Source organism: Candidatus Enterococcus willemsii (assembly GCF_009933335.1).
Lineage (GTDB): Bacteria > Bacillota > Bacilli > Lactobacillales > Enterococcaceae > Enterococcus_F > Enterococcus_F willemsii.
In genome coordinates this window covers 93,802-120,490 of the sequence record NZ_MAEL01000042.1, presented here as the reverse complement: position 1 = coordinate 120,490, position 26,689 = coordinate 93,802, and the positions used below count along the sequence as shown (strand labels likewise).

The following is a 26,689-nucleotide window of genomic DNA, read 5'->3' as shown; positions in this document are numbered from 1 at the left end:
AATAGCATTGCCATGAATAAGAATGTTTTGATTTCTTATAAGATTGCTAAAATAACAAAATTTAAAATGAATAATGCATCCACTACCCAAAGGATTGGTGAGACTTCTTTGACTTTTCCTTTGACAACTTTCACAATTGTAAAGAAAATAAATCCTGCAGCGATTCCGTATGAGATAGAATAACAAAGCCCCATAAAGATCGAAGCAAAGAAAGCTGGTACAGCCTCTTCCAAGTCAGTCCAATTGATATCTTTGAATGATGCCATCATCATCACACCAACTAAAATTAATGCTGGCGCTGTCGCTTGTGCAGGTACAATTGAAATAATTGGTGAGAATAAACTACTTAAAGCAAACATTGCTGCTACAACGACCGAAGTCAGACCTGTTCGTCCACCAGCACCAATCCCAGCTGCTGATTCAACAAAAGTCGTCGTATTTGATGTACCAAAAACGGCTCCAATCGATGTTGCTACAGCATCAGCAAACAACGCACGATCCATTTTAGTATTAAACCCTCTGCTATCTTCTAACGCATCTTCATCTTCTTGAGAGAAGATGCCCGTACGACGTCCCGTTCCAATAAATGTACCAATGGTGTCAAAAGTATCAGATAAACTAAATGCAATAATCGTCATAATTACTTGAGGAATCTTTGCGGAATCACTAAACAATGATTGCATTCCTTCTGGTCCAAAAGCAGCTCCAAAAGTAGTTTTTAATTCACCAAATGAGCTTCCTAATGAATTAGCTTTCCAATCAATCGCTCCTAAATCGACCACACCCATTAAAATACCAATAATCGTTGTTCCCACAATCCCAATCAGAACCGCGCCACGAACATTTTTAACAACCAAAATAGTCATCAATACTAAGCCAATCAATGCCAATATCATTGGCGAGTTATTAAAGTTTGCTAAGCCGGGAACAATGCCACCATTCATCGTCACATTGACCGCTGCATCACCTTCAACGACTGAACTAGTAATCGCTCCAGAATCGGCTGAAAAATTTAATAAATTCGCATTTTTAATTCCGACATAAGCGACGAAAATCCCAATTCCCCCACCAATTGCATGTTGCATACTTTCAGGAATTGCACGAATAATTAGTTTACGAATTTTAGTAATCGTAATAAAAATATTAATTAGACCACAGATAAATACCATTGCTAAAGCTTGTTGCCAAGAGTACCCTAATCCAAAAACGACTGTAAACGTAAAGAAAGCATTCAGCCCCATACCTGGTGCTTGCGCATAAGGAACATTCGCAAATAATCCCATAATTAATGTTCCAATAATGGCAGCAATAATTGTTGCTAAGAATACCGCTTGAAATGGCATGCCAGAAGCTGATAAAATAGCTGGGTTTACAAAAAGAATATAACTCATTGCAAAAAAGGTGGTAATCCCCGCCATTATTTCTGTTGAAACAGTTGTCTTATTTTCTTTCAACTTGAAAAAGTTTTCCATTGATTTGTTTCACTCCTACTTTCTATCTATTGTGGAAAGAAATTCTTAAGAATAAATGCAACCTTGTCTTTCCACTGAACAATTATCGATTATAGTTTTTGTTTCTGAAACTTTCAATATTTTATTAACAAATTTTTATTACAAACGTCAAAACGTTCGTGTTTTACTGACAAACAAATGAAAAACAAAACTGAAAATTTTTAAGGATATTCAGAAAACTTTGTCAAACATACGTCTTATGGTACACTTAACTTGCATTTCATAAAGAAAAGGAGTAGTTATATGTCACAAAAATTAATTGCTATTGACTTAGATGGAACTACGCTAAATAATCAATCTTTAATTAGCTTACGAACAGCAGAAGTATTAGAAAAAGCCAAAAAAGCAGGACATTATGTCAGTATCGCTACCGGTCGACCATTTCGAATGAGTGAACAATTTTATCGTCAACTAAAATTAGATACACCAATGGTTAACTTTAATGGTGGTCTTGTGCATAAGCCTTATCAACAATGGGAATTCGAGCGTGAAATCTCTCTATCAAAAGAAATTGCTTTTGATATTCTAGCACAAAAAGAAAAATTGAAACTTGATTTCGTTGCTGCTGAAAATCGAGAAACTTTTTATATCAATGACTTAAATGATTTTGAAGGTCATTTCTTTGCAACTGATACTGTCACAGAAGCCAATTTATTTACAAATTTAACCACTGACCCTACTTCTCTATTAATTAAAACCAAGCATGAATTTTCATCGCATGTTTCTGATTCTTTAACTAAACAATTTGCAAATCAAATTGATGTTCGAACTTGGGGTGGACCTAATGCTATTTTGGAAATCGTTCCTAAAGGGGTTCAAAAAGCTATGTCTGTTTCAGTAATCGCAGATTCTCTTAATATCGATCAAAAAGACGTCATTGCTTTTGGTGATGAACACAATGATTTAGAATTATTAGATTATGCTGGTTGGGGTGTCGCAATGAAGAACGGTACCGATCAACTAAAAGGGGTCGCAAATGATGTGACTTCCGATACCAATGAAGAAGACGGCTTAGCTAATTACTTGGAAAAATATTTAGCCTTGTAAGCAATGAACTGTAAGATGCTTTCTTACGGTTCTTTTTTTGAAAGGATGATACTACTGTGCGTTATTTACGCGGACTTAAATTATCGGATTCTATCTTGCCTGGTCCGAATATTTACCCTTATTGCGTCTTGAATGTATATGCATCAGAGCATTTGGTTTTTGATACTATTACTTTTTTATATGGAGACAACGGTTCAGGAAAATCAACTATTTTAAACTTACTGGCTTCACATTTACAATTGCCTGGCGCTGAAGCTACTCGGACCTTAGGTGATGATTATTGGGGACGCTATCTAAAAGAAAGTGCCGTGCTCCTTGATGAAGATGATGCTGGTCGTAGACAAAAAATTCCAGAAAACAGTCGCTATATCAAAAGTGAAGATATTTTATACGAAATAAAAAAAATCCAACAAGAAGCCATCCAACGTGAAGGATATCTATATGAACGGCAGCAATTAGGCATGACGAAAGAACAAATTGCCGCCCATAAAGATTCTTACGCCATGAAACAACAGATGGCACGACGAACATTCGCGCAAGAGAAGTATTCAAATGGAGAAACAGCGTTGCAAGTATTTGAAGACTATATCCAGCCTAATGGCCTTTATCTATTAGATGAACCAGAAGCCTCTCTTTCACCAGAAAAACAATTACAATTAATCCAACAACTGCATCACGCTGCTCGTTTCTTGAATGTGCAATTTATTATTGCTAGTCATTCACCTCTACTTTTGGGCGGTTTAGAAGGAACGATTTATTCATTTGACCAAGAAGGCATCTTTATGAAACAATGGAACGATCTTCCTGTTGTTCAGCTGTATCAAGATTTTTTTAACAACAAGAGATAGCTCTTGCATTTTTTAGCAAAAAGGAAGAAAATATTCCTTGTGGAGAGTTGGCAGAGTGGTAATGCACTGGACTCGAAATCCAGCGAGCCGTGATAAGCGGTGCACGGGTTCAAATCCCGTACTCTCCTTACCTATAACCAAACAAAAAGCCAGTGAAAATTCACTGGCTTTTAACATTTTCAAATGTTTCTGTCCGTAAAATAGATTCAATGGTTTGATTAATGACACCGACAATTTGTTGACGCGTGGGTTCAACAATTCCTGAAGACATCAATGCAGCCACACCGGTAATAGCAATCCAAACCCCTTTATGTAACGCTTTCAAATAATCATCTGAAAAATTCGCATATTCAGGGTATTGTTGAATTGTTTCTCGGAAATAATTGAAACAAAATTCATACATCAATTTTCCACCACCGTGCTCATCAACAAATAATGCCATAAATAGGCGTGGATTATTTTGAGAAAAATCAATATAGTTGATGGCCATATCAACAAGTTTATCTCCAGTATGTTCCACAGAAAAAACTTTCTTCTCTAACTCTTTGTAGACCATTTCAATTAGATTGTTTTTTAGATCTTGCATGTTCTCAAACTCAAGGTAGATTGGTTGGGTTGAAACACCCATTTTCTTTGCTACATTTCTTGCTGTAAAGTTAGTGAATCCATCTTTGGCAATAACCTCATACGCAGCTTTCAATATGTGTTCTCTTGTATACACTTTATGTCGCATTGTAATCCCCCTTATAAATTTCACTTTAATGTTATTTTAACCGAGTTTCATCTTTTTTTAAAGTGTTTTCACTTAAAAACATTAGAATGATTAATTCTTGATAAGAGTCATACTTTCAGACATTATTTCGTTTAATTTGGAAATTTTTTGTTTCTTTTTTAGAAATTTTCGGAAATAAATTGAAAACACAAAACGATACAACTCGTTATGTTATTCTATTTTGATATTCTCTTCTTGTAGGTTGCACCGCAAAACGATAGAATGGAATCACCTTAACGGTTACGAAAAGAAAATTATGTACAAGGAGCGTGCCCATGACTGCATCAAGAGAATTAATTTTAGAAACATGTTTACTAGCAGGTAAAATTATGATGGAAAGTGGTTCAGAAGTTTACCGGGTCGAAGATACGATGAATCGAATTGCAACCAATGCCAATGAGCCTGACAGTATCAGTTATGTTACAGCGACAGGTATTTTTATGGGTCTTCGAAGCAGTCATTATGCGCAAGTCGAAAATGTTGCTGAACGTTCCATTGATTTAGAAAAAGTAGTAGCTGTGAATCAACTTTCCAGAGAGTTTGCAGAAAAGAAAATTGATTTACTCACATTACACAACTCACTCAAAAAAATTGATTATGATACACCACGATTTCCTGTTTGGCTCCAAGTACTTAGTGCAGGTTTTTTAAGTTGCCTTCTTATGTATATTTTTGGGGGAACGTTGAGAGATTTTATTCCTACTTTTCTGGTAGGAGGATTTGCCTATTATTTGAAATATGCGGTCAATAAACTAATTAACCTTCGCTTTTTCGATACCTTTCTAGCTTCTTTTTTCATTGGTCTTTTAGCTATTTTATTCGTCAAGCTACAACTCGCAGGTAATGTTGACAATATCATTATTGGTGCGGTCATGCCCTTAGTTCCAGGAGTTGCAATTACAACATCCTTTCGCGATATCTTAGCGGGTCATTTAATTAGCGGCTTAGCCCGAGGAACTGAAGCAGTCATTGTTGCCGCATCAATAGGCGTTGGAATTGCTTCTGCACTAATTTTTTTTGGAGGGACCATTCTATGATGTTTACTATTCATGTCGTCGCAAGTTTTTTTAGTACGGTTGCTTTTGGCATTCTAACAAATATTCCACGCCGTGCCTTACTTGCAAGTGGTGTCACTGGTTGTTTGGGTTGGCTTGTTTATGTAGTTTTACAAGCCAGTAACTATGGCTTGGGAATCACTAATTTTGCAGCAACTTTTGTGATTGGTTGTCTGAGTGTCTTCTTTTCACGCAAGAAAAAAATTCCGATGATTATTTTTACCATTCCTGCACTTGTGCCATTGGTTCCCGGTGGTCCTGCTTATAAAGCTGTCCGCGAACTTGTTTTAGGAAATAATTTTGCAGCGTTTGAAAATATTCTTGTGGTTATTATCACTGCTGGAAGTATTGCAGCTGCTTTTATGATGACTAGCTTAGTTGAGCGTATTTTGTTGAAGTGGCGACAAGCACAAAGAAACCGAAAGTTGAAGAAAACCTTAAAATAAATAAAATTCAGTCTAAAGTTGTATGACTTTCACCGATAAACTTATTATAATCAAATTATCTAAGGTAAAGGACGTGACCATGATGAGTGTAGCGGCAACGAAGCGACTTTTAAATCTTGTTTCATTCACTGGAATGGCAATGACAATTGTACTAGCTGTATATTTTTTCCAACTAGGTGTTTTCAAAGATATGAACGCCTTGCAAACAATTGTTGGACATTCGCCACTAGTTGGACCACTGATTTTTATATTGATTCAAATTATTCAAGTGGTTATTCCTATCATTCCTGGAGGGATTTCATTAGCTGCCGGTGTGTTACTATTTGGTCCTTATCTAGGCTTTCTATATAATTACATTGGGATTTGTATTGGCTCAATTATCATCTTCTTTCTTAGTCGCTATTATGGGAAAGCTCTCGTTTTACGATTAGTCAACGAAAAAACTTACAACAAATATGAACACTGGTTAACGAATCAAGCGCGCTTTGATAAGTGGTTCGCATGGGCTATTTTCTTACCAGTTAGCCCTGATGATGCGCTTTGCCTGATGGCTGGATTGACAAATATTTCAGTTAAAAAATACATCGCCATCATTCTTTTAGGAAAGCCCGCTTCAATCTTTTTATACAGTATGGCCTTGATTTATGGTGGTAATTTTCTATCACACTTATTATAACTTCGTTAAGCTATCTATTCATTGGATAGCTTATTTTTTTGTAGTAAAATAGAGGAAGAATGTAGAAAGCTGTAGGTGATTATATGAACTATTTGAGGCATAGCTTTATTAATGCACGCGATTTTTTAAAGGGTACAAAAGATTATTTTAAAAATGTGTTATTAATGCATGGCTTCATGTTATTTTTACTCATTCCGATTTTAAGTAACGCGACGAAATTTATTTTACATCGAGGCAATATTCGCTATATTTCTTTTGATAATCTTGGTGATATTGTCCTACATCATCCTTGGGTAAGCTTCTTTTTGTTTATCATTTTACTTGGAATTGTGCTAGCTGTCTTTTTTGAATTTACCTTTTTATTATTGAGTGTCTACTTTATAAAAAAAGAACAGCCCGTTCGATTAAGACAATTATTGCGGATGACGATTCAGCAAATGCGCAAAATTCGAATTGAAACGGTACTATTTTTCTTCTTTTATTTCTTTTTAGTCTTACCGATTGGTAGCTTTTCTTTTCAGTCTGATTTACTGTCAAAAGTAAAAATCCCAGCATTTATCCTTGATTTTATTTTTGAAAACCGATTAATTATCATCTCAAGCTTTATTCTCTTTTATCTACTGATGATTTATCTGGGTATTCGCTTCATTTTTGCTTTACCTGAAATGATTCTACGAGACCGTCCCTTTAGACTCGCAGTAAAAGAAAGCTGGTATTTAACGAAAAAACGTTTTTTTGCAATCATTGCGCAACTATTCATTATTACTGGGACAGCATTAACCTTAACTTCCTTAAGTTTTGTAATTGTAATTGGTACACAGACCCTTGTCGAACACTTTTTAAGTGACTACGCTCTAACAAGCGCTGTTTTTGCGATGACACTTTTACAATTTTTCTTATTGATTCAAATTGTTCTTTCAACGATTGCTATTTTTTATGTCATCGTTGATTTTATGGATGATGAGGGCTTTTTACCGCCGATACCTACATGGTTTTCTGACGAGAAATCAGTTGCCAAGTATACTGGTTTTATCCAAAGTTTACTTGTGATAACAGCTATTTTCTTTGGCGTTGGTGTTAGTTTGTATAACCGTAATTACTTAACCGACGCTTCATCAAAGATACCAATTACCGCTTCTCATCGTGGCGTTAGCAATGCAAATGGCGTACAAAATTCAATTGCCGCATTAGAAAAAACTACGCAACAATTTCATCCTAAATATGTAGAGATGGATGTGCAGCAAACAAAAGACGATGTATTTATTGTTTATCACGATTTCAATTTTAAATCTCTAACTGGAGTCAATTTAAAACCCGAGCAAGCAACTCTTGCTGAAGTAAAGAAATTAACCATTTCAGAAAATGGACAAACATCTCCTGTGCCAACTTTTGATGACTATTTGGATGTTGCGGATCAGTTGAACCAAAACTTATTAATTGAAATCAAAACACAACAAAAAGATATTCAAGCTTTAGTTACTGCTTTTCTACAAAAATATCGTCTACGCTTAGAAAAGCAAGGACATATTCTTCAAAGCCTATCTTTTGATGTCGTGGAAGAAATAAAACAACAAGCACCTGAACTAACAGCAGGGTATATTCTCCCCTTCAATCTCGTAGGACCGCCAATTACTGAGGCTGACTTTTTAACCATGGAGTACTCCACGCTGAATCGAAATTTTATTAATTCTGCCCATCGCGATGGCAAACAAGTTTTTGTATGGACACCCAATGATGAAGATACTATGGATCGAATGATGTTTTATGGCGTAGATGGCATTATTACAGACCAAATGGGGATTTTAAATGCAGCAATCACTCATCAAGATGAAATGACTTATTCAGACAAGCTGTTTAATTTTGTCATAGGTATTGGCTAATCTTACGTTTAAGATGACAATTTCGTTATACAATCCTTTCTCCTCTGTTCGTGCTTTCCATTATCGGTACGCCTATAATGGAAAGCAAAGGAGGAATGCGTAATGGTTGCTATCCAAACAGTTGTTTTTATTACCCTAGCTATCGGTCTATTAATTGGTCTAAAAGAATCAAAGTAAAAAGTTTAAGAAATAGTTAACGAATTGTTTGTTATTTTTGAAAATTATCTTTAATCGTGCTACAGTATATCTAGCGGCTGAAAAAGAACAAAGGAGGAATTTATATGACATTTACAAAAACAAATTTAGAATATCGAATTGTCTTTGATACACAAAAAAATATGTTTATGGCAATTGATAAACATGATGAAACACGTGCCGCATATGGCGTGACAATTGAAAAAGCAATCAAAAAACTCAACGACTTAGCTTAGAAAGGATTAGTGGCATGGATTCATCTGATTATAAGAAGTAAAACCGTCTTTCATTATCGAATGGAGGACGGTTTTGTTGTATTATTAGAGGGTGATTATTTTTTTACATAGGGAGATTTTTATGAAAACTATTTATTTCGTTCGACATTCCATACGTGATTTCACTAACAAAAATAATCAAGAAGCACCACTCACTCTAGACGGAAGCAAGCATGCCGAAGCACTCATTTCATTTTTCAAAGATAAAACAATTGAGAAGATTTACGCCAGCCCATATGTACGTACATTGCAAACGATTCAGCCTACAGCTGATTTTTTAAATTTAGAGATTGCGACTCACTCAGATCTAAGAGAGCGTGCAGTTGGAAAATGGGTCGATGACTTTCCTAGTTTTGCTAAGAAACAATGGCAAGATTTTGACTATCATTTACCCAATGGTGAATCATTCAATCAAGTAAAAAATCGACTCCTACCTGTCTATTATGATATTCTCAATCAACCTGTCAAAAATTGTATCATTTGCGGACACGGAACTGCTTTAGCTATATTGTTTCATCACCTTACGCAAGGGCAATTTACTTATCAAGAATTTGAAAAAATGCAAATGCCTGATATTTTCAAGGCAGAGTATGAGCAACACGCACTTGTTCACTTTATGCATTTAAACATCAAAAATTAGATGATAAAAAAGTGATTATCTTTCTTCAAAGATAATCACTTTTTCAATTTATAGACGCTCGTTTAATTCTTTGGCTAAGTCTTCAAAACCTGGTTTGCCTAACAATGCAAACATGTTGCGTTTGTATTCTTCTACACCTGGTTGGTCAAATGGATTCACACCATTTAAGTAACCAGAAATACCTACTGCAATTTCAAAGAAGTATACCAAATGACCTAATGTGTAAGCATCCATTGCTGGGATTTTTACAAGTAAGTTTGGTACGTCTCCATCAGTGTGGGCAAGTAAGGTTCCTTCAAAAGCTTTCGTATTTACAAAGTCAATGTCTTTGCCTTCTAAATAGCCTAAACCATCTAAATCAGCATCTTGGACTGGAATATCAATCACTTTACGAGGTTTTTCTACTTTAACAACTGTTTCAAAGACGTTGCGTGTACCATCTTGGATGGTTTGTCCAACAGAGTGTAAGTCAGTTGAGAAGTTGGCGCTTGAAGGGTAGATTCCTTTTTGGTCTTTTCCTTCTGATTCGCCGTACAATTGTTTCCACCATTCAGAGAAGTATTGCATACCTGGTTCGTAATTCACCAAGATTTCAATTGCTTTCCCTTTACGGTATAAGATGTTACGTAGTGCTGCGTATTGGTACGCTTCATTTGTTTGTAAATCATCATTTTCATAAGCGACACGTGCATCTTCTGCACCTTGCATTAAAGCATCGATGTCTGCACCACTAACAGCAATTGGTAATAAACCAACTGGTGTTAATACAGTGAAACGTCCACCAACGTCGTCTGGAATAACGAATGTTTCCCAACCTTCAGCATCTGCTTCAACTTTAACAGCACCTTTTTCACGGTCAGTTGTTGCGTAAATGCGTTTGTTTGCTTCTTCTTTACCATATTTTTTAATTAATAGTTCTTTAAAAACACGGAAAGCAATCGCAGGCTCAGTTGTTGTTCCTGATTTAGAAATGACGTTAACTGAGAAGTCACGATCACCAATCACTTCAATTAAATCTGCTAAATAAGTAGATGAAATAGAGTTACCAGCAAAGAATACTTGTGGTGCTTTGCGTTCTTCTTTTGGTAGTACGTTGAAGAAAGAATGTTGTAAGAATTCAATCGCTGCACGAGCACCTAAATAAGAACCACCAATTCCAATAACAACTAAAACATCTGAATCAGATTGGATTTTTTCAGCTGCTTTTTTAATACGTGCAAACTCTTCTTTATCGTAATCTTTTGGCAGATCAATCCACCCTGTAAAATCATTTCCCGGACCAGTTCCTTCACGTAACGCTTTGTTAGCTGCAGAAACTTGTGTTTGCATATACTCAAGTTCGTGCTCACGTACGAATGGCGCTAGTTTTGAATAATCAAAATTAATATGACCCATTCTTGAATCCTCCTAAAAAAAAGTAGTAGTTGCATTACAACTACTACTTTACTTTTTTTACACTATTTTTTCAAGTAAATTCTAATTAAACTAATCCTTGTGCATACATCGCTTTAGCTACTTTAGCAAAACCTGCAATGTTTGCTCCTAACATTAAGTTGTTTTCTGAACCAAATTCTTTCGCTGTATCACGGCATGCTTCGTAGATGTTTTTCATAATGCCATCTAAACGTGCATCGACTTCTTCTTTTTCCCAAGAAAGACGTTGTGAGTTTTGGCTCATTTCTAATGCTGACACAGCAACACCACCGGCATTCGCTGCTTTACCTGGACAATAGTAAACATTATTTTCGATAAAGTATTCTGCTGCTTCTAATGTGCTAGGCATATTTGCGCCTTCTGCGACAACTTTCACACCATTGCTAACTAATAATTTCGCTTGCTCAATATTGATTTCGTTTTGCGTCGCACATGGGAAAGCTACATCTGCTGTTGTTTCAAAGTCCCAAACAGATCCTTCATGGTATTCTGCTGATGGACGAGCTTCGGCATAAGCTGTTAGACGTTCACGCTTAACTTCTTTAATATCTTTTAATAATGCTAAATCAATGCCATCTTTGTCATAGATAAAACCATTTGAATCAGAACAAGTTACCGGTGTTGCACCTAGGTGTTGTAATTTTTCAATAGCGTAGATAGCTACGTTCCCACTACCAGAAACAATTGCTGTTTTCCCTTCTAATGAATCGTTTAAATCTGCTAACAAATGTTTAACATAATAAACGGCACCATAACCAGTCGCTTCTGTACGACCTAAGCTACCCCAAAAATCAAGTGGTTTTCCAGTTAACACACCTGCATCGTATTGTTTTAGACGTTTGTACGTACCAAACAAGTACCCAATCTCACGTCCACCAACACCGATATCTCCTGCTGGTACATCTGTATCTGGTCCAATATGTTTTGATAATTCGGTCATGAAGCTTTGGCAAAAACGCATAATTTCTGCATCTGATTTTCCTTTTGGATCAAAATCACTTCCGCCTTTACCCCCACCAATTGGTAGACCAGTTAAGCTATTTTTAAAGATTTGTTCAAATGCTAAAAATTTCAAAATACTTAAATTTACACTTGGATGGAAACGTAATCCACCTTTATATGGGCCTAATGCTGAATTGAACTGAATACGATAGCCACGATTCACTTGCCAATTACCTTGATCATCTTGCCAAGGGACACGGAATTGAATGAAACGTTCTGGTTCAGTAATCAATGATAACAAGTTGCTATCTTCATACTCTGGATGTTTCTCTAAAAATGGAACAATTGTTGCGAAAAATTCATCTACAGCCTGTAAAAATTCTGGTTGATTCGCATCCTTTGCGTGAATCTCCGCTTGGACACTTTTTACATATTCTAATGCTTTCGTCATGAAAATACCCCCTTGTTTTGGTAGTATGATTTTAGCAGAAAAAAAACAGTTTTGCACGTAAAAAAGCAATTATTTTTGAAATTTTCAAACTATTTACATTGAGGTGAAAGCTATGGAAACAAACTATGATGTCATTGTTGTCGGTGGTGGAACAAGTGGCTTGATGGCAACAATCGCAGCAGCAGAAGGCGGTGCCAAGGTCTTATTAATTGAAAAAAATAGACGTTTTGGAAAGAAATTATTAATGACTGGTGGTGGACGCTGTAATGTCACAAATAATCGTGATGTGGATGATTTGATTCGCCATATTCCAGGAAACGGAAAATTTTTGTACAGTACTTTTGCACAATTCAATAATCAGGACGTGATGGCTTTTTTTGAATCACAAGGTGTTGCACTAAAAGAAGAAGATCACGGTCGCATGTTCCCAGTTACAAATAAATCAAAAACCATCGTTGATGCTCTAGTTAATCGTATCAAAGAATTAAATGTCACTATCGCTACCAACACAGTAGTGAAAAAACTTTTACACGAAGCTGAAATTCGTGGTGTTGAAACAGAATACGAAAGTTTTTATGCCCCTTGCGTTATCTTAACAACTGGTGGACGGACCTACCCTTCTACTGGCGCAACTGGTGACGGGTATAAATTAGCACGAAAAGTAGGTCATACAATTACTCCTTTATACCCAACTGAATCAGCTTTAATTTCAGAAGAGCCATTTATTCAAGACAAAACACTGCAAGGATTATCCTTACGAGATGTTCAGTTGTCAGTGTTAGATGCGAAAGACAAAGCCATTACCGTGCATAAAATGGACTTGCTATTTACCCATTTTGGCGTTTCTGGTCCTGCAGCCTTGCGTTGTTCTTCTTTTGTTAACCAATTATTGGAAGAACAAGCAAGTGTCGATGTGTCACTAGACTGTTTCCCAGACATAGAAGCAACTGACTTATTAAACCAATTAGTGGAATTGCGTAAAGATAATAAAAAAGCGGCAAAAAATGCCTTAACAGCTTTTTTACCTGAGCGCTTATTACACTTTTACTTGGAACGTTTACAGCTTGCTGAATTGCCTATGAACCAATTAACCGATGAACAACTTGAACAACTAGTCCATTTATGGAAAGACTTTCGTATTGCTATCGTGAAAACCTTCCCGCTCGAAAAGTCTTTCGTAACAGGTGGTGGTGTTCACTTAAAAGAAATTAATCCTAAAACAATGGAAAGCAAACTAATGCCTGGCTTATTCTTTGGCGGTGAATTGATTGATATTAATGGCTACACAGGTGGTTTTAATATTACTGCCGCTTTTTGTACAGGACGTTCAGCAGGGTCTCATGCTGCTGAAATTGCTTCTTATTTCCACTATTAATCAAAATAAAACGACAACCCAAGTGAGGTTGTCGTTTTTCTATCTATTCAGTAATATCCACAAACTCGCCATGCACAACTTTCGCTAAATCGTCAGGATTTAATTCCATTTGCAACCCACGTCGGCCTGCTGAAATGGTTATGGTGTCTAATTGCTTGGCTGCATCAGCAATATAGGTTGGAAAAAGTTTCTTCATTCCAATCGGGGAGCATCCGCCACGAATATAACCAGTCGTTGCTTCTAACTCTTTGACATGAAGCATTTCTACTTTTTTATTTCCACTGACTTTAGCAATTTTTTTCAAATCTAATTCGCAATTCGCTGGAATAACCGCTACGAGCAAGCCCGTTTTATTCCCCACTGCAACCAGCGTTTTATATATATTATCTGTACCTAACTGTTTCGCCGCTTTATCGGCACCTAGATGGTCTTCACTCCACTCGTATTCATGCTCCGTATATACAATCTTTTGTTGTTCAACTAGACGAATGGCATTGGTTTTACTTTTTTTCTTTGCCAAAATAAGTCACTTCCTATTTCTCGGGTACATGTAGTACATCTAAAATTGGGGCTAATTGCTCCACTGGAATTTGCCCTGGTGCAGAGGCTTCTTCTAGTGATGCAAAGGTAAATACCGAACCAATCAATTCACCGCTTATACGGGTGACTTTCCCTAAGTCCCCCATTGCCATCACAGCAACCGGCAGTTGGTTAAAGCCGCGCACTTTTGTTGGTAAGCCCATCACACGCAAAACATCTTGTAATTGTTGGGGCATCGTTGCAATTTTACCAATATCCGCCCCTAATTGTTTCATCACATTAATCCGAAACACTAAATCTCCATCCACTGGCGTCTTTTTAAAATCATGACTACTCATTACAAGCTTGACTGGTGTCGCTTTTAATTCTTGAACAAACCCGCGACCTAAAAACTCCACACGAGCCAATTCTACATCTAGTAAATCGACAGCTCCGGTTTTGGCAACTTCTAAACACAATTGTCGGTAATCAGCCAACGAAATTTCCTGTTCGCCGCCTTCCTCTTTCGTTCGAAACGTAACCAGTAAGACTTTATTTGCTAATGCCTCACGTAATTCAGTTAGAGTTGCTAAGACAGTTTCCAATGAAGAGACGGTTTCAAAATAATCCACACGCCATTCAACAATATCTGCAACGGATTGACTTGCTTTTAAGGCCTGTGCAAGCAATTTTTCTTGCGTATCGCCCATAATAGGGACACAAATCTTCGGACGCCCTTTTCCAATCATTAATTCTTTTACTTGTAACAAGAACAACACCCCCTGATTATTTTGCAATTCGATAGAAAAATACTTTTAAATAATCGCCTTCTGGAAATCCTTTACAAACAGCAAAATCAGCTGGCAAGCGATATTGGGCGATTTGTTCAAATTTGACACCTTTTTGCGTTAAGGCTGTTTCAATCATCTGTTGAAAACGGTGCGGTGCCAAATTAGCTGCATTGGTTGACGCAATAATCACGCCTTGATGAGTCAGAATATCTACACTATCTTCGATTAACTCACCATAATTTTTTGCGACACTGAATACTTTTTTCTTGTTTCTAGCAAAGCTTGGTGGATCTAAAATAATAACATCAAATGACAGCCCTTTTTTCTTTGCATATTTGAAATAGTCAAAGGTATCCATCACGTGAATTTTTTGTGCTTGTTCATCCAATCCATTGACAGCAAATTGCTCTTTGGTTTTTGGTAAACTTCGCTTCGCTAAATCAACACTGGTGGTTTGAGTAGCGCCCCCCATTGCTGCAGCAACGGAAAAAGCTCCGGTATAACTGAACATATTCAAGATAGTTTGACCAGAAGCAAAACCTTCTGCCAACAAGCCACGAACTTCTCGCTGATCGAGAAAAATTCCCGTCATTAACCCTTCATTCATGTAAGTAGCATAAGAAATCCCATTTTCTTTCACAATTAAAGGTTCCGGTGCCTTCTCTCCATAAATAAATTGGCTTTCTGGTAAGGTTGAATCAAAACGGATTTTTTCATAAGCTCCGCTGATTTCTGGAAAAACTTCTTTAAATGCTGAAATTAAATACTCACGTTTATGGTATAGTGTGTCATTGTACCAAGAAAAAACAGCAAAATTTTCATAAACATCGATGATTAGTCCACCAAGTTCATCGCCTTCACCATTGACAACACGAAAAGCAGTCGTTAATTCGTCTTCATAATAAGCTTGTCGTTTTGTTTTCGCTAAGGCAAAACGTTTCACAAAAAAACGATGATCAAGCGCACAATCTTCTCGGGTTAGTATCCAACCAATCCCTTTGTTTTGCTTTCCAAGATATCCTTTGGCAACAAATTGTCCTATAGAATCTGTAAATGTTACCCATTCGTTGGTCATTGTTTCGGTCTTTAAGTCTTCTTTTTGAATTAATGGATAGTTTTTCTTTATTTTTTTTATCGCTTGTTGCGTTAATTTTATTTTCATCTCTTACACCTGCTTTGTTCTCATTAATTGTAGTATAACAAAAAGAATTTTCTTTGTCTGCCATAGATGAATGGTAAAGAAATATTTAATTTAAAAGGCTTTCTCTTTATTTCATTGACATGCTTTGCTCTCCTTTAGTAAAATGAAAAAGACGACTGAAAATCAACAAATGATTTTTCATACAGATTTTGAGAAAGCGGGGATTATTCCTTTGAAAAATTTAAAAATGCCAAACTTTTTAAACACGAGACTAGGATTCTTTGGTTTATTAACTGTGTTGCTTTGGGCAAAAAATATTGCTGCTTATCTGACAGAATTTAATTTGGGCATTGAAAGTCCAATTCAATATTTTATTTTGTTCATTAACCCTATTGCAACAACTTTGTTACTACTATCGATTGCCTTATACGTCAGACGAAAGAAGCTATCGTATACGACAATGATGATTATTTATCTCATCATGACGATTCTCTTGTTCGCAAATATCACTTACTATCGTGAATTTACCGATTTTATTACGATTAACACGATGCTAGGCGCTGGAAAAGTAGCAGAAGGTTTAGGACAAAGTGCATTGAAACTTTTCCACCCAACTGATGTCTTTTATTTCCTTGATTTCGTGCTCTTAACTATTGCGTTAATGACTAAAACGATTAAGATGGAAGAAAAACCAGTTCGCGCAAGAATGGCTTTAGCCGTATCAACCTTGGCAATCATGGTGTTCTCAGGAAACCTATTTTTAGCAGAAACCGATCGTACAGGTTTGTTGACACGAACTTTTTCACGTGATTACTTAGTAAAATATCTAGGGATTAATGCTTTTACGGCTTACGATGCGGTTCAAACCTATAAAACAACACAAGTCCGTGCGGAAGCAAGTCCGAATGACATGAAGGAAGTCGAAGATTATGTTAAAGGACATTATGCAGCACCTAACGATGATATGTTTGGTATTGCTAAAGGAAAAAATGTTATCTATATTCATTTAGAAAGTACCCAACAATTTTTAATTGATTATAAATTAAAAGATGAAAATGGCGTTGAACATGAAGTTATGCCATTTGTAAACAGTTTATATCATGATAAAAGTACGTATAGTTTTGACAACTTTTTCCATCAAGTCAAAGCAGGAAAAACAAGTGATGCTGAAACACTGTTAGAAACTTCTTTATTCGGATTAAACCAAGGCGCATTCTTTACTCAATTCGGTGGTAAAAATACCTTTGAAGCTGCACCAGATATTTTGAAACAAACACAAGATTATACAACAGCTGTATTCCATGGAAATTCTGGGAACTTCTGGAATCGTAATGAAGTTTATAAACGTTTTGGTTATGATTATTTCTTCGATGCTTCTTATTATGATGTCAATGAAGATAATTCATTCCAATATGGTTTACATGATAAACCATTCTTCCAACAATCAGCTCAATATTTAGAACGTCTACAACAACCATTTTATGCGAAGTTTATTGCTGTTTCTAACCATTATCCATATGCTGAATTCACCAATGATGATGCAGGATTCCCAATGGCAAACACACCAGATGAAACAATCAATGGCTACTTTGCAACCGCAAATTATTTAGACAAGTCAGTAGAAGAATTCTTTAACTACTTAAAAGAAAGTGGTTTGTATGAGAATTCAGTTATTGTCCTATACGGTGACCATTATGGTGTATCTAACGGACGTAATCGTAATTTAGCAGAATTAGTTGGCAAATCTAGCAGTACTTGGAATGACTATGACAATGCACAAATGCAACGTGTGCCTTACATGATTCATATCCCTGGTCAAGAAAATGGTGGTATTAACCACACATATGGCGCACAAATTGATGCTGTACCAACATTGCTTCACTTACTAGGAGTTGACACATCTAATTATATTCAGTTAGGACAAGATTTATTCTCTAAAGACCATCAACAAATGGCGGTGTTCCGTGATGGTTCGTTCATGACACCAGAATATACGTATTATGGTGGTACGCTTTATAGCAATGAAACGAAACTACCAATCACCGAACCATCTGAAGAGCTGCAAGCAAAAATTGATGAATTACAAAAAGAAGCTACTACTCAATTAGAAATGTCGGATAAAGTAAATAATGGTGATCTTCTTCGTTTCCATACAAATAGTGGCTTGGAACCAATTGATCCAAATGATTACAGCTACAAAAATATTAAAGAACGCTTGATAAACTTGGAAAATGAGTTAGGCGACAAATCAACAAGCGTCTATTCTCAACATAACGATCAATCAACCGTTGATATGTACCAATCAAAATCGTATCAGGAATACAATCCAACGATTACCGAAGAAACAACTAATAGTGAGGAATAAAAAAGAAACCCTACTTTGTTCAAAAAGTAGGGTTTCTTTTTTTTACTATAAGATATTCATATTTTTTTCAAATTCCTTTTATATACTAAATAATATGAAAGTGAGGGACCTGCTATGTTAAAATTTGCTTATGCTAGCTTAAAATATCATCGGCGTGCAACCACCATCTACATAATTAGTCTATTTGCAGGTAGTCTGCTACTTTTCTTTTTTGACAGTCTCCAACAGTCATTACCCATCCTTTTACAACATACTGAAGCTTTTTTATTCTCAGCCGGTTATCTGGATAATCCTCAAATTTTAAGACAAATTGAAAGTCCGACAAATCGGTTAGATCATTTGTATTCTCAAGTGACTATTAGCTTATTTATAGGGTTACTGTTATTCTTTACTTATTTATCAATTCGTTATCAAAAAAGCAAACAACAAGAACTAGTTGCTTGGTATCGTTCTGGCAGTTCAATGAATAGCTGGATACGATTAAATTTGGCAGAATGTTTATTGCCTTTTGGCTTGATTCTACTAATTTTCTCGCTCGTTCTTATCATTTTTCAAAATACGTTAGGAAACTTGTTACTACATGCCCATCTCGGTTTTTTTAACCTATTTGGTGAGCATGTGCCATTAGAAATAACTGAACAGTCGATTACGAATAAATTATTGGTTCGCGTGCCTACGACAAACACCGGACTTGTTACCGTGATGCAATTAAGCGTACAAGATTGGATTCACTTATTCTTTACAAGCCTTTGGAGAATTGCATACACACTAGGTTTACTGTTAATCATCATTAATACGCTAATCTGCTCAATTTTCACATACAGGAGGTATCATCAATGGAACAATCACTCGCATTAACCAATCTACCAATTGGTTTTTATCTCGTGTCTACTCCAAATATTGCTGAAAGTAGGTTACAACTAACTTCAGTCAACACAATTGAAGATATCGGAAATGTTCAAGAAGAATGGGAATTACTGCCTTTTCTTTCGCTAAAAGAAAATGTCCTCTTGGGAATCAAAAAAAGGCAACTGACCAAAGTCGGTATTTATTTACGATTGGCTGATATTTCAATGACAACCCTAAGAAAAACCAAAGAACAACTCACTTCCTTAGAGAAAATTAAATTGCAGTTAGTCCGCCAACTTCTACAAAAAAAACAAATTATTCTCTTACAACAATGTTGTGAGCATCTCACAATTCAAGATATTCAATGGCTACTACCTTTTTGTCAAAAGATTGCTCATACTCAAAAAGTAAAAATTCTTTTGTTTAGTACCGATGAACAACTACAACAGGCTTCGTATATCGATGCTGTTTTATAAAAAAAGCATGGCACCTGAGCTTCTTAGTTGCCATGCTTTTTATGCTAATCCACAATCTCCGTATCTGGAAAACTAATTCGAAAAGTGGTCCCTTTGCCAAGTTCACTTTGAACATCAATTTTTCCTTTATGCAAACGAACAAGTTGCTGCACAATTGGTAGTCCTAGACCAGATTCGCCAAATTTACGATTCTTCCGCGAAGGATCTACTTTGTAGTAACGATCCCAAATATTTTTTAACTGTTCTTCACTCATCCCAATACCAGTATCAGCAATTTCAACAATCGTTTCTAAATATCCTTTTTCAATCTTAATTCGAATCTCACCATTTTCAGTAAATTGAATCGCATTTTGAATGATATTTACGACTATCTGGACAAAGCGATCATAGTCAGCATAAATATCGACCGACTCTTCCGTGGTTAAAATCAATTGATTATTGGCAGCTTTTGCTTTGCTCTGTAATTGTGTTAAGATTGTTTTCAATGCTTCGGTCCCGTCAAATTTTTTGACCACAATTGAAATTTGATTGGTACGAATTTTTTCGTAATCTAAATTCTCATTCACCAAGCGAATTAGCCGTTCTGTTTCATTTTTCATTAGACGAACTGCATTTTCTCGTTGATCTTCGGGGATGGCATTATATTCTAATCCCTCTAATAATCCATTAATAGTCGTCAAAGGGGTGCGCATCTCATGAGAAGCATCTGCCATAAATTGACGACGACGTTCTTCTTGGCGTTCAATTTCCTCATGTGATTCTTTGAGAGAAATCGTCATCTTATTAAAATCCTCAGCCAATTCATCAAATTCATCACGATTATGCACTGGCAAAATACTATCAAAATTTCCATTGGCGACTTCTTTAGTTGCCATCTTCATGCGATTAATTCGCCGTACCTGAAACATCGCATAAAAATAACTAATAATCAAAGCAATAATCCCCGATAAGGCGAATCCTTTAATTAAATTAAAGGTAAACTCATCCGTTGTATCACGCACGTTTTGCGCTGGTTGTGTTACAACCAATGCACCATAAAAGGCATTATTTAGATTCACTGGCAGCATCGTATAAGAGGTCGCCTCTTTTTGCCCAAACATATTTTGATCAAATGTGAATTGTTGTTGTTGGCCGTCTTGCAATTTTTTCCAATAACGTTGGCTTGGAAACATAATCTCATTCGCTTCCGTTGGATAAAGTACACTTTGATCGGCACGCAAAAAGAAGAAATTCACATCTTGCGGGTTCAAAATCATCTCAGAAGTCGTTAATGAAGCGACTAAGTCGACCTCTAAATCAAAACTTGGTGTGACCTTATTGCGCACGCTCATCACTTCAACAACTGCTTTAGCATAACCTTGTAACTGTTTATAGTTGTTCTCTTCAATGGTTGTTTTTGTCATTTGAATAAACGCAATTCCCAACGTCAATAGCGTAATAACAATCACTAACCAAAAGGCAAGTAGTTGTTGGTACAAATACCGCATTATGCAACACCTGAATCGTCAAACTTATAGCCAACACCCCACACTGTTTGTATCACTTGTGGCCCTACTTTTTCAATTTTTTGACGTAATTTTTTTATATGTGCATCAACTGTTCGCTCATCACCAAAATACTGGTAATCCCAAACCAACTCCAACAATTGTTCGCGAGAGAACACTTGCCGAGGTTTTTTTGCCAACGTAAATAATAAATCAAATTCCTTTGGCGTTAGTCCATCAATTGATTTGCCATTCAAATAAGCTTCTCTAGTTTTGGTGTTCATTTTGAAATGACCTGTTTCAATATCAAAGGTTTGATCACTATCCGGAGTTGCAGGTACTTTCTCAACAAGTTCACTGCGGCGATGCAACGCCTTAATACGCGCAATTAATGTCAGAGGACTAAATGGTTTAGTTACATAATCATCGGCTCCCATCTCCAAGCCAATCACTTGATCACTTTCAGAATCGCGCGCTGTTAGCATAATAATCGGCACAGTACTAGATACTTTGCGGATTTCGCGCGCCACCATCATGCCATCCATTCCTGGTAAATTCAAATCAAGCGTAATCATATCCCATTTGTTTGCATCTTCTAAAAAAGCATCTAATCCTTCTTGCCCGTCATATTTGAAGGTCGCTTCCCAACCTTCGTTTAAAAAAAACATTTGCATCATTTCTGCAACTGACTCATTATCTTCAATCATTAAAATGTTCATTCTTCTCACCTCTATTAATATTCCTATATCTAAACCTTAGTATACTCGAAAATATCTTTCTGACCAACCGCTTCACATTTAATTCATGAATCCTTTCGCTTTTTTTCATTCTTTGTTATGATAAAAGAAATGAATGAAAAAGGAGTCTATTTTATGACCTACCAAGCACTAGCTTTTTTTGATTTAGATGGCACGCTTTTAGACGGGCAATCAAAAATCACACCTGAAATTACCAAAGCCATGCATCAATTAAAACAAAACAATGTCTTACCAATTATCGCAACGGGGCGAACTGAAGTAGAGATTCAACAGATTCGTCAAGCTGCCGGCATTACTTCTAATATTGTGATGAACGGTGCATTTATCCGTATAGATGGAGAAGAAGTGTATAATGAAAAAATTACGACTGATGTTTCCCAGCGAATGATTGCTGCTACCGAAAAAAATAATCACGCTCTCTCTTTCTATAATCATGGTGCCTATTGGGCAACCAAACATGATGATAATACGATTCGCGCCTACGCTCATATTCATAGTCATCTACCTGAAATTAATCCAAATGGCTATCAAACAGAAGACGTTAATATGCTCCTTGTGTTATCACAGGAAGGCGATGCGTATTATCACGAACAATTTCCGGAATTAACATTTTATCGAAATGGTCCCTTTTCAATCGATATTGTCAACAAAGGAACATCGAAAGGCAGTGCCGTTTCCCACTTAAAACAATTAATGGATGTAGAAAATATACCGACATTTGGTTTTGGCGATGGCAATAACGATTTTGCGCTATTAGAAGCTTGTGACAACAAAATTGCCATGGGAAATGCCATTGATGGGTTGAAAGATATTGCTGATTTTGTTACGAAAAAAAATACTGATGGTGGCATTGTTCATGCCTTAAAACATTTTGATTTGATTTAACTCAAAAAAACTATCCGAACAACCAAGAGAAAACTTCTCTTCGATTTCATCGGATAGTTTTTATTTTTGCTTAATTAAAAATCATTCCAGCGATCATCCTTAGACTCTTCTTGCTTTCTCGCTTTATTTTTTTGCCACTGTGCAACAATCAGCGAACCTCCAAGGACAATCAACGCAACAACGAATAGAAATTTCATGATAAAAAATATCATCATTACTCACCATCTTTAACGATTGCATTGGCACCATTGACAGTGACCCATCCATGTTCTTTACGAGCTTGCGCTTCTTCATACTTAATAAGATTTTCTGTGACCGATTCCGCAATTTTTTTATTTGCTTCTGCCTCAGCTTCGGCTTGTTTGGTAATTTCATAAGCGTTTGCATCGGCTTGGGTTTTCTTTGTTTCAGCATCTAGCTTGGCTTTTTCATTTTCTTGACCAGATAAGACAATGGCGTCAATTGATTTTTGCGTCTCTGGATCAATTTCAGGAACACCAACTGTCACATCTTCTACTACAAATCCTTTTGTTTCGACCGCATTTGCAAAATTCTTCAATAGATTTCCTTCTGCTTCAGACGATTTGCCAGATAAAACTTCTAAAATCGTGTATTTTGAATACACTTCACGTGCTTCTTTCTGTAATTTTGATTTTAGCCAACCTTCTTCAATATCTTCGGACGTGATATTCCCAAACTCTTTGTACATTGCTGACGTTTTGGTTGGATCAATTTTGTAATCATACTTAATGTTTACCGATGTTTTCTTCCCATCTGATGTAGCAATCGATAAACTCTCTGCTTGAATAGTTTGCAAGCGAATCGGATATTGTGTCACTTTATCCAATCCGACAAATTTAATCCCTTGTCCTAAAGTCTCATCACGTACACCACCATTAATTGAATAACGAACCCCTACATAGCCATTCTCGATACGTTCAAAAAATAGTAGCCCACCAACAACGGCAACAATTAATACCAAAATTGCTGTTATCCCCACTTTAATGGCACTTGATGCACCCTTACTCACACTTTTTTTCTTCATTTTTCATCTACTCTTTTCTATTTTGTTTTCTCTCTTATTATACGTTATTTTGATTTAGATAGACATACATCAAAAGTCGGATTTATTACTTTTCACGGAAACAAAAGTGTAGCTTTCATGCAAAATCTAAAGAAACGTTTTTTGCATGAATGTTTTTCTAGTGTTATAATATAGAAAAGGAGGCGTTTACAATGTTAGCAAGCTATAAAAAATTGTTAATTGCGTTGGATGGTTCTAGTCAGTCGGAAAAAGCATTTGCAGAAGCCGTTGAGATTGCCAAAAGAAATCATTCTGAGGTATATCTTGCTTGGATTATTAATGATGTTGAATTGACGACAAGTGCGTATGCCTTTTCTAAGTTACTTCATGATGAAGAAGCATTTGTTAAAGACTTTATGGAAAAGAAAGCCGCACATGTAAAAGAAGCAGGTATTCACAATGTTCATACAATTATTGAAGTTGGCTCACCAAAACGTAAAATCGCCACTGATCTCCCAGAAGAATATGACATTGATTTAATTATAATGGGTTCTACAGGTAAAGGAGCATTAACACAAGCTTTAATTGGTTCCACTACAGCTTTCGTTGTCAACCATGCCATTTGTAATGTTTTAGTCGTTAAATAATAAAAAAGAGTGAATCGCATGCGATTCACTCTTTTTACTATGCGCCAATAAATGGTGCAGGATCTACAAAGCCACTCCAAACTCCAGTACCAATACCAAAGTGTAAATGGGTACCTGTTGAATTACCTGTTGTTCCCATCCCACCAACAGTCGTACCTTGACTAACTGATTGTCCGTTAGATACAGCAATACTGCTTAAATGCAAGTAATGAGAGAAATAACCATCTCCATGATCAACAATGACATAGTTTCCACCACTCGGGTCAAAACCAGATTGCACTACTTTACCAGATTTCGCTGCATAAATTGGTGTACCTGTTGAACCAACTAAATCAATTCCGTTGTGGAACTCTGTACCAGGACCTGTTGGATTAGCACGAGGACCAAATGGACTTGACACTGAAATACTACTTACCGGTGAAGCCCAACCTGATGAATTCGATGTTGGTTCGGATGCAACAGATGCTGATTCCGTTTGTGCAGGAGCCTCTACAACTGTAGGGGCAACCGTTGCAGTTTGAGCTTCTGGCTGTGACTGCGTAGGTGCAGGCGCATTGTTTTGCGCTTGTTGGGCTGCATTTGCCTGTGCAATTGCCTCTGCCTCTGCTTCAGCAGCTTTTTTACGTGCTGCTTCTTCACGTGCTCTTTGTTCAGCTAATGCTTTTAGTTGTTCTTGACGTTTGCGTTCAGCTTCTTCTTTTTGCTTCACAAATTTTTCTCGTTGCGATTTTTCAGAAGTAACTGAAGCTTGTAATTCATTAATTACCACTTCTTGTTCTAATTGCGTTTCAACTAATTCTTGTTGTTTATCCGCTAATTCAGCACTTTTTTGTTCAATCGTTGCTAAACGTTCTTCTGATTCTGCTAAAAGACCTTCTAATTTTTTTTGGTCTGCTTGTTGATCTTCAATAATATCATTATTTGCCCCAACAATCGTTGTTAACGCAACTGTACGACTAAATGCCTCAGATAACGATTCCGCATTTAGAATTGTTTCTAAATAATTGTCTGTTCCGTGATTTGTCTGTACGTTGACTGCTTGCTCTTTTAAACGCTCGTCACGTTTGGCAATGACTACTTTTAAATCTTCAATTTCTGCATTTAATTCATTTAAACGTTTTTCTTCTGCCGTTTTTTCAGCGATAACTGTTTCAATTTCTTGTTGAACAGTTGCTACACGTGCTTCAATTTTAGCTAAATTTGCCTCAGCACTTTGTTTTTGTTTCTCAAGTGATTCTATTTTTTGATCTTGTTCTTTGATTTTCGCATCAAATTCATCTGCTAAAGTCATAACTGGACTAGCCAAAAATGCACTTAACAAAAGAAGTGATGTTGCTTTCTTCAACTTAATCATAGGTAACCTCACATTTTCATATTATTCACTTTACCTAATATAATGAACAATTGTGAGTTTTGTGTGAGGGATTGAAAAAAGAGTGAAAAAATCTTGATATTTAACATACTTGAAATATATATCACTGATTTGACATAATCTGTTATTTTGTAAAATTCTTCTTCATAGTATAATAACTACGAGGTGAGAAACATGAATATTCAACTACTTAGTCAAACAGAAAAGTTTGAAGAATATCGGCATTGGTTGCAGACGGAGTTACCTTTTACAACTTGTTCTCTCTCCAATCAAATCGAACCAAATCAAGATATCATTCTACTATTTCCCGAACAATTTCAATCCAATACTTGGCGACAAATTGTAGAGGAGTCTAAAGAGAGAACATGGTATATCTTTTTAGAAGAAAATCTGACCGAAAATGAACGTTGCCAATTATTAAATGAAGGAGTTGACCTTATTTGGCCCTTTCACTTAAGCCCAAGAGAATTACTGGCTCGCTTAAAAGCTATTTTACGTTTAATTGAAAACTATCAACTACCAGAAGCTTTGCACTATAATGGTGAAGAATTGGTATTACAAACAAATACACAACAAGTTTATGTAGAAGGAAAAGAAGTCTTGCTAACAGCTTCTGAGTACCAACTTCTGTTACAATTCATGCAACATCCCAATCGGATTTATTCACGGGATGAATTACTCGTTCTATTAAATAATCAACGAGGCATGCATCGCGCCATTGACACCCATATTAAAAATTTACGGAGGAAAATCGAATTATCCAATCGTTCATTTGACTATATTAAAACAGTTCACGGACGTGGTTATCGATTCCAATATCAAGAGGAGTAA

At 36.3% G+C, this 26,689-nt stretch carries 27 protein-coding genes and 1 tRNA gene; 16 read left to right on the top strand and 12 right to left on the bottom strand.

The annotated features are described in order from the left end of the window. Window positions 1-35: 35 nt before the first annotated feature. Window positions 36-1,472 carry an NCS2 family permease gene (locus BAU17_RS08300; protein ID WP_161902341.1) on the bottom strand — a complete coding sequence of 479 codons (1,437 nt, stop codon included), beginning with the start codon at window positions 1,470-1,472 and terminating at the stop codon, window positions 36-38. 282 nt (window positions 1,473-1,754) lie between these two features. Here BAU17_RS08300 and BAU17_RS08295 point away from each other — a divergent pair, with 282 nt between their 5' ends. The 3 genes from BAU17_RS08295 to BAU17_RS08285 all read left to right on the top strand — a co-directional run bounded on the left by BAU17_RS08295 (window position 1,755) and on the right by BAU17_RS08285 (window position 3,534). After that, complete coding sequence (locus BAU17_RS08295) at window positions 1,755-2,558, top strand: Cof-type HAD-IIB family hydrolase (RefSeq protein ID WP_161902340.1); 804 nt, start codon at window positions 1,755-1,757, stop codon at window positions 2,556-2,558. Window positions 2,559-2,614: 56 nt separating this feature from the next. After that, window positions 2,615-3,406, top strand: coding sequence for an AAA family ATPase (locus BAU17_RS08290; protein ID WP_161902339.1), 792 nt, complete (start codon window positions 2,615-2,617; stop codon window positions 3,404-3,406). A gap of 41 nt (window positions 3,407-3,447) precedes the next feature. Further along, window positions 3,448-3,534: transfer RNA gene (locus BAU17_RS08285), tRNA-Ser, on the top strand. A 32-nt stretch (window positions 3,535-3,566) separates the two neighbouring features. On the opposite strand, the gene BAU17_RS08280 is transcribed toward BAU17_RS08285, so the two are convergent. Beyond that, window positions 3,567-4,139: a TetR/AcrR family transcriptional regulator gene (locus BAU17_RS08280; protein WP_161902338.1), complete on the bottom strand. Its 573-nt coding sequence runs from the start codon at window positions 4,137-4,139 to the stop codon at window positions 3,567-3,569. A gap of 314 nt (window positions 4,140-4,453) precedes the next feature. Between BAU17_RS08280 and BAU17_RS08275 the strand changes: the two genes are divergently transcribed. The 6 genes from BAU17_RS08275 to BAU17_RS08255 all read left to right on the top strand — a co-directional run bounded on the left by BAU17_RS08275 (window position 4,454) and on the right by BAU17_RS08255 (window position 9,345). Then, entirely contained in the window at window positions 4,454-5,215 is a 762-nt protein-coding gene (locus tag BAU17_RS08275; RefSeq protein ID WP_161902337.1) for a threonine/serine exporter family protein, read from the top strand. Next, entirely contained in the window at window positions 5,212-5,679 is a 468-nt protein-coding gene (locus BAU17_RS08270; RefSeq protein ID WP_161902336.1) for a threonine/serine exporter family protein, read from the top strand. The genes BAU17_RS08275 and BAU17_RS08270 overlap by 4 nt, the downstream gene beginning before the upstream one ends. Before the next feature lie 82 nt (window positions 5,680-5,761). After that, complete coding sequence (locus tag BAU17_RS08265) at window positions 5,762-6,355, top strand: VTT domain-containing protein (protein ID WP_161902359.1); 594 nt, start codon at window positions 5,762-5,764, stop codon at window positions 6,353-6,355. 83 nt (window positions 6,356-6,438) lie between these two features. Next, the gene (locus BAU17_RS08260; RefSeq protein ID WP_161902335.1) at window positions 6,439-8,235 is read left to right on the top strand and encodes a glycerophosphoryl diester phosphodiesterase membrane domain-containing protein; all 1,797 of its coding nucleotides are present in this window, start codon (window positions 6,439-6,441) and stop codon (window positions 8,233-8,235) included. A 281-nt stretch (window positions 8,236-8,516) separates the two neighbouring features. Continuing rightward, window positions 8,517-8,666: a hypothetical protein gene (locus tag BAU17_RS14110; protein WP_202622298.1), complete on the top strand. Its 150-nt coding sequence runs from the start codon at window positions 8,517-8,519 to the stop codon at window positions 8,664-8,666. Window positions 8,667-8,787: 121 nt separating this feature from the next. After that, entirely contained in the window at window positions 8,788-9,345 is a 558-nt protein-coding gene (locus tag BAU17_RS08255) for a histidine phosphatase family protein (protein ID WP_161902334.1), read from the top strand. A 48-nt stretch (window positions 9,346-9,393) separates the two neighbouring features. On the opposite strand, the gene BAU17_RS08250 is transcribed toward BAU17_RS08255, so the two are convergent. Next, window positions 9,394-10,740 (bottom strand): glucose-6-phosphate isomerase, encoded by a 1,347-nt coding sequence (locus BAU17_RS08250; RefSeq protein ID WP_161902333.1) that lies wholly within the window; start codon window positions 10,738-10,740, stop codon window positions 9,394-9,396. Between the two features lie 85 nt (window positions 10,741-10,825). Continuing rightward, complete coding sequence (gdhA, locus tag BAU17_RS08245) at window positions 10,826-12,172, bottom strand: NADP-specific glutamate dehydrogenase (protein WP_161902332.1); 1,347 nt, start codon at window positions 12,170-12,172, stop codon at window positions 10,826-10,828. 112 nt (window positions 12,173-12,284) lie between these two features. Between gdhA and BAU17_RS08240 the strand changes: the two genes are divergently transcribed. Then, window positions 12,285-13,547, top strand: a complete 1,263-nt coding sequence (locus BAU17_RS08240; RefSeq protein ID WP_161902331.1) for a BaiN/RdsA family NAD(P)/FAD-dependent oxidoreductase — start codon at window positions 12,285-12,287, stop codon at window positions 13,545-13,547. Between the two features lie 43 nt (window positions 13,548-13,590). Here the strand turns inward: BAU17_RS08240 and ybaK are convergent, their stop codons facing one another. Genes ybaK through BAU17_RS08225 form a run of 3 tightly spaced genes read right to left on the bottom strand, consistent with a single transcriptional unit; the run spans window position 13,591 to window position 16,019 of the window. Then, window positions 13,591-14,067, bottom strand: coding sequence for a Cys-tRNA(Pro) deacylase (gene ybaK / locus BAU17_RS08235; RefSeq protein ID WP_161902330.1), 477 nt, complete (start codon window positions 14,065-14,067; stop codon window positions 13,591-13,593). 13 nt (window positions 14,068-14,080) lie between these two features. Further along, window positions 14,081-14,836 carry a type I 3-dehydroquinate dehydratase gene (gene aroD, locus BAU17_RS08230; RefSeq protein WP_418904770.1) on the bottom strand — a complete coding sequence of 252 codons (756 nt, stop codon included), beginning with the start codon at window positions 14,834-14,836 and terminating at the stop codon, window positions 14,081-14,083. A 16-nt stretch (window positions 14,837-14,852) separates the two neighbouring features. After that, window positions 14,853-16,019 (bottom strand): class I SAM-dependent rRNA methyltransferase, encoded by a 1,167-nt coding sequence (locus tag BAU17_RS08225; RefSeq protein ID WP_161902329.1) that lies wholly within the window; start codon window positions 16,017-16,019, stop codon window positions 14,853-14,855. A 211-nt stretch (window positions 16,020-16,230) separates the two neighbouring features. Here BAU17_RS08225 and BAU17_RS08220 point away from each other — a divergent pair, with 211 nt between their 5' ends. The 3 genes from BAU17_RS08220 (at window position 16,231) to BAU17_RS08210 (ending at window position 19,688) form a co-directional block, all read left to right on the top strand. Further along, window positions 16,231-18,363 (top strand): LTA synthase family protein, encoded by a 2,133-nt coding sequence (locus tag BAU17_RS08220; RefSeq protein ID WP_161902357.1) that lies wholly within the window; start codon window positions 16,231-16,233, stop codon window positions 18,361-18,363. A 114-nt stretch (window positions 18,364-18,477) separates the two neighbouring features. After that, entirely contained in the window at window positions 18,478-19,221 is a 744-nt protein-coding gene (locus BAU17_RS08215) for a hypothetical protein (protein WP_161902328.1), read from the top strand. Continuing rightward, entirely contained in the window at window positions 19,200-19,688 is a 489-nt protein-coding gene (locus BAU17_RS08210) for a hypothetical protein (RefSeq protein ID WP_161902327.1), read from the top strand. Before BAU17_RS08215 ends, BAU17_RS08210 begins: the two co-directional genes overlap by 22 nt. 44 nt (window positions 19,689-19,732) lie before the next feature. Here BAU17_RS08210 and BAU17_RS08205 read toward each other — a convergent pair whose 3' ends face one another. Both BAU17_RS08205 and BAU17_RS08200 read right to left on the bottom strand, forming a co-directional pair. Next, complete coding sequence (locus BAU17_RS08205; protein ID WP_161902326.1) at window positions 19,733-21,175, bottom strand: sensor histidine kinase; 1,443 nt, start codon at window positions 21,173-21,175, stop codon at window positions 19,733-19,735. Next, window positions 21,175-21,891, bottom strand: coding sequence for a response regulator transcription factor (locus BAU17_RS08200; protein WP_161902325.1), 717 nt, complete (start codon window positions 21,889-21,891; stop codon window positions 21,175-21,177). The genes BAU17_RS08205 and BAU17_RS08200 overlap by 1 nt, the downstream gene beginning before the upstream one ends. Before the next feature lie 153 nt (window positions 21,892-22,044). Here BAU17_RS08200 and BAU17_RS08195 point away from each other — a divergent pair, with 153 nt between their 5' ends. After that, window positions 22,045-22,815: a Cof-type HAD-IIB family hydrolase gene (locus BAU17_RS08195; protein ID WP_161902324.1), complete on the top strand. Its 771-nt coding sequence runs from the start codon at window positions 22,045-22,047 to the stop codon at window positions 22,813-22,815. A 74-nt stretch (window positions 22,816-22,889) separates the two neighbouring features. On the opposite strand, the gene BAU17_RS08190 is transcribed toward BAU17_RS08195, so the two are convergent. Next, entirely contained in the window at window positions 22,890-23,030 is a 141-nt protein-coding gene (locus BAU17_RS08190) for a hypothetical protein (RefSeq protein ID WP_161902323.1), read from the bottom strand. After that, window positions 23,030-23,860 carry an SPFH domain-containing protein gene (locus tag BAU17_RS08185; protein WP_161902322.1) on the bottom strand — a complete coding sequence of 277 codons (831 nt, stop codon included), beginning with the start codon at window positions 23,858-23,860 and terminating at the stop codon, window positions 23,030-23,032. Before BAU17_RS08185 ends, BAU17_RS08190 begins: the two co-directional genes overlap by 1 nt. A gap of 191 nt (window positions 23,861-24,051) precedes the next feature. On the opposite strand from BAU17_RS08185, the gene BAU17_RS08180 reads away from it, so the two are divergent. Further along, window positions 24,052-24,486, top strand: a complete 435-nt coding sequence (locus tag BAU17_RS08180) for a universal stress protein (RefSeq protein WP_161902321.1) — start codon at window positions 24,052-24,054, stop codon at window positions 24,484-24,486. 37 nt (window positions 24,487-24,523) lie between these two features. Here the strand turns inward: BAU17_RS08180 and BAU17_RS08175 are convergent, their stop codons facing one another. Continuing rightward, the gene (locus tag BAU17_RS08175) at window positions 24,524-25,840 is read right to left on the bottom strand and encodes a murein hydrolase activator EnvC family protein (RefSeq protein WP_161902320.1); all 1,317 of its coding nucleotides are present in this window, start codon (window positions 25,838-25,840) and stop codon (window positions 24,524-24,526) included. 192 nt (window positions 25,841-26,032) lie between these two features. Here BAU17_RS08175 and BAU17_RS08170 point away from each other — a divergent pair, with 192 nt between their 5' ends. Continuing rightward, a complete protein-coding gene (locus BAU17_RS08170) occupies window positions 26,033-26,689 on the top strand; it encodes a winged helix-turn-helix transcriptional regulator (RefSeq protein ID WP_161902319.1) in 657 nt (218 codons plus the stop codon).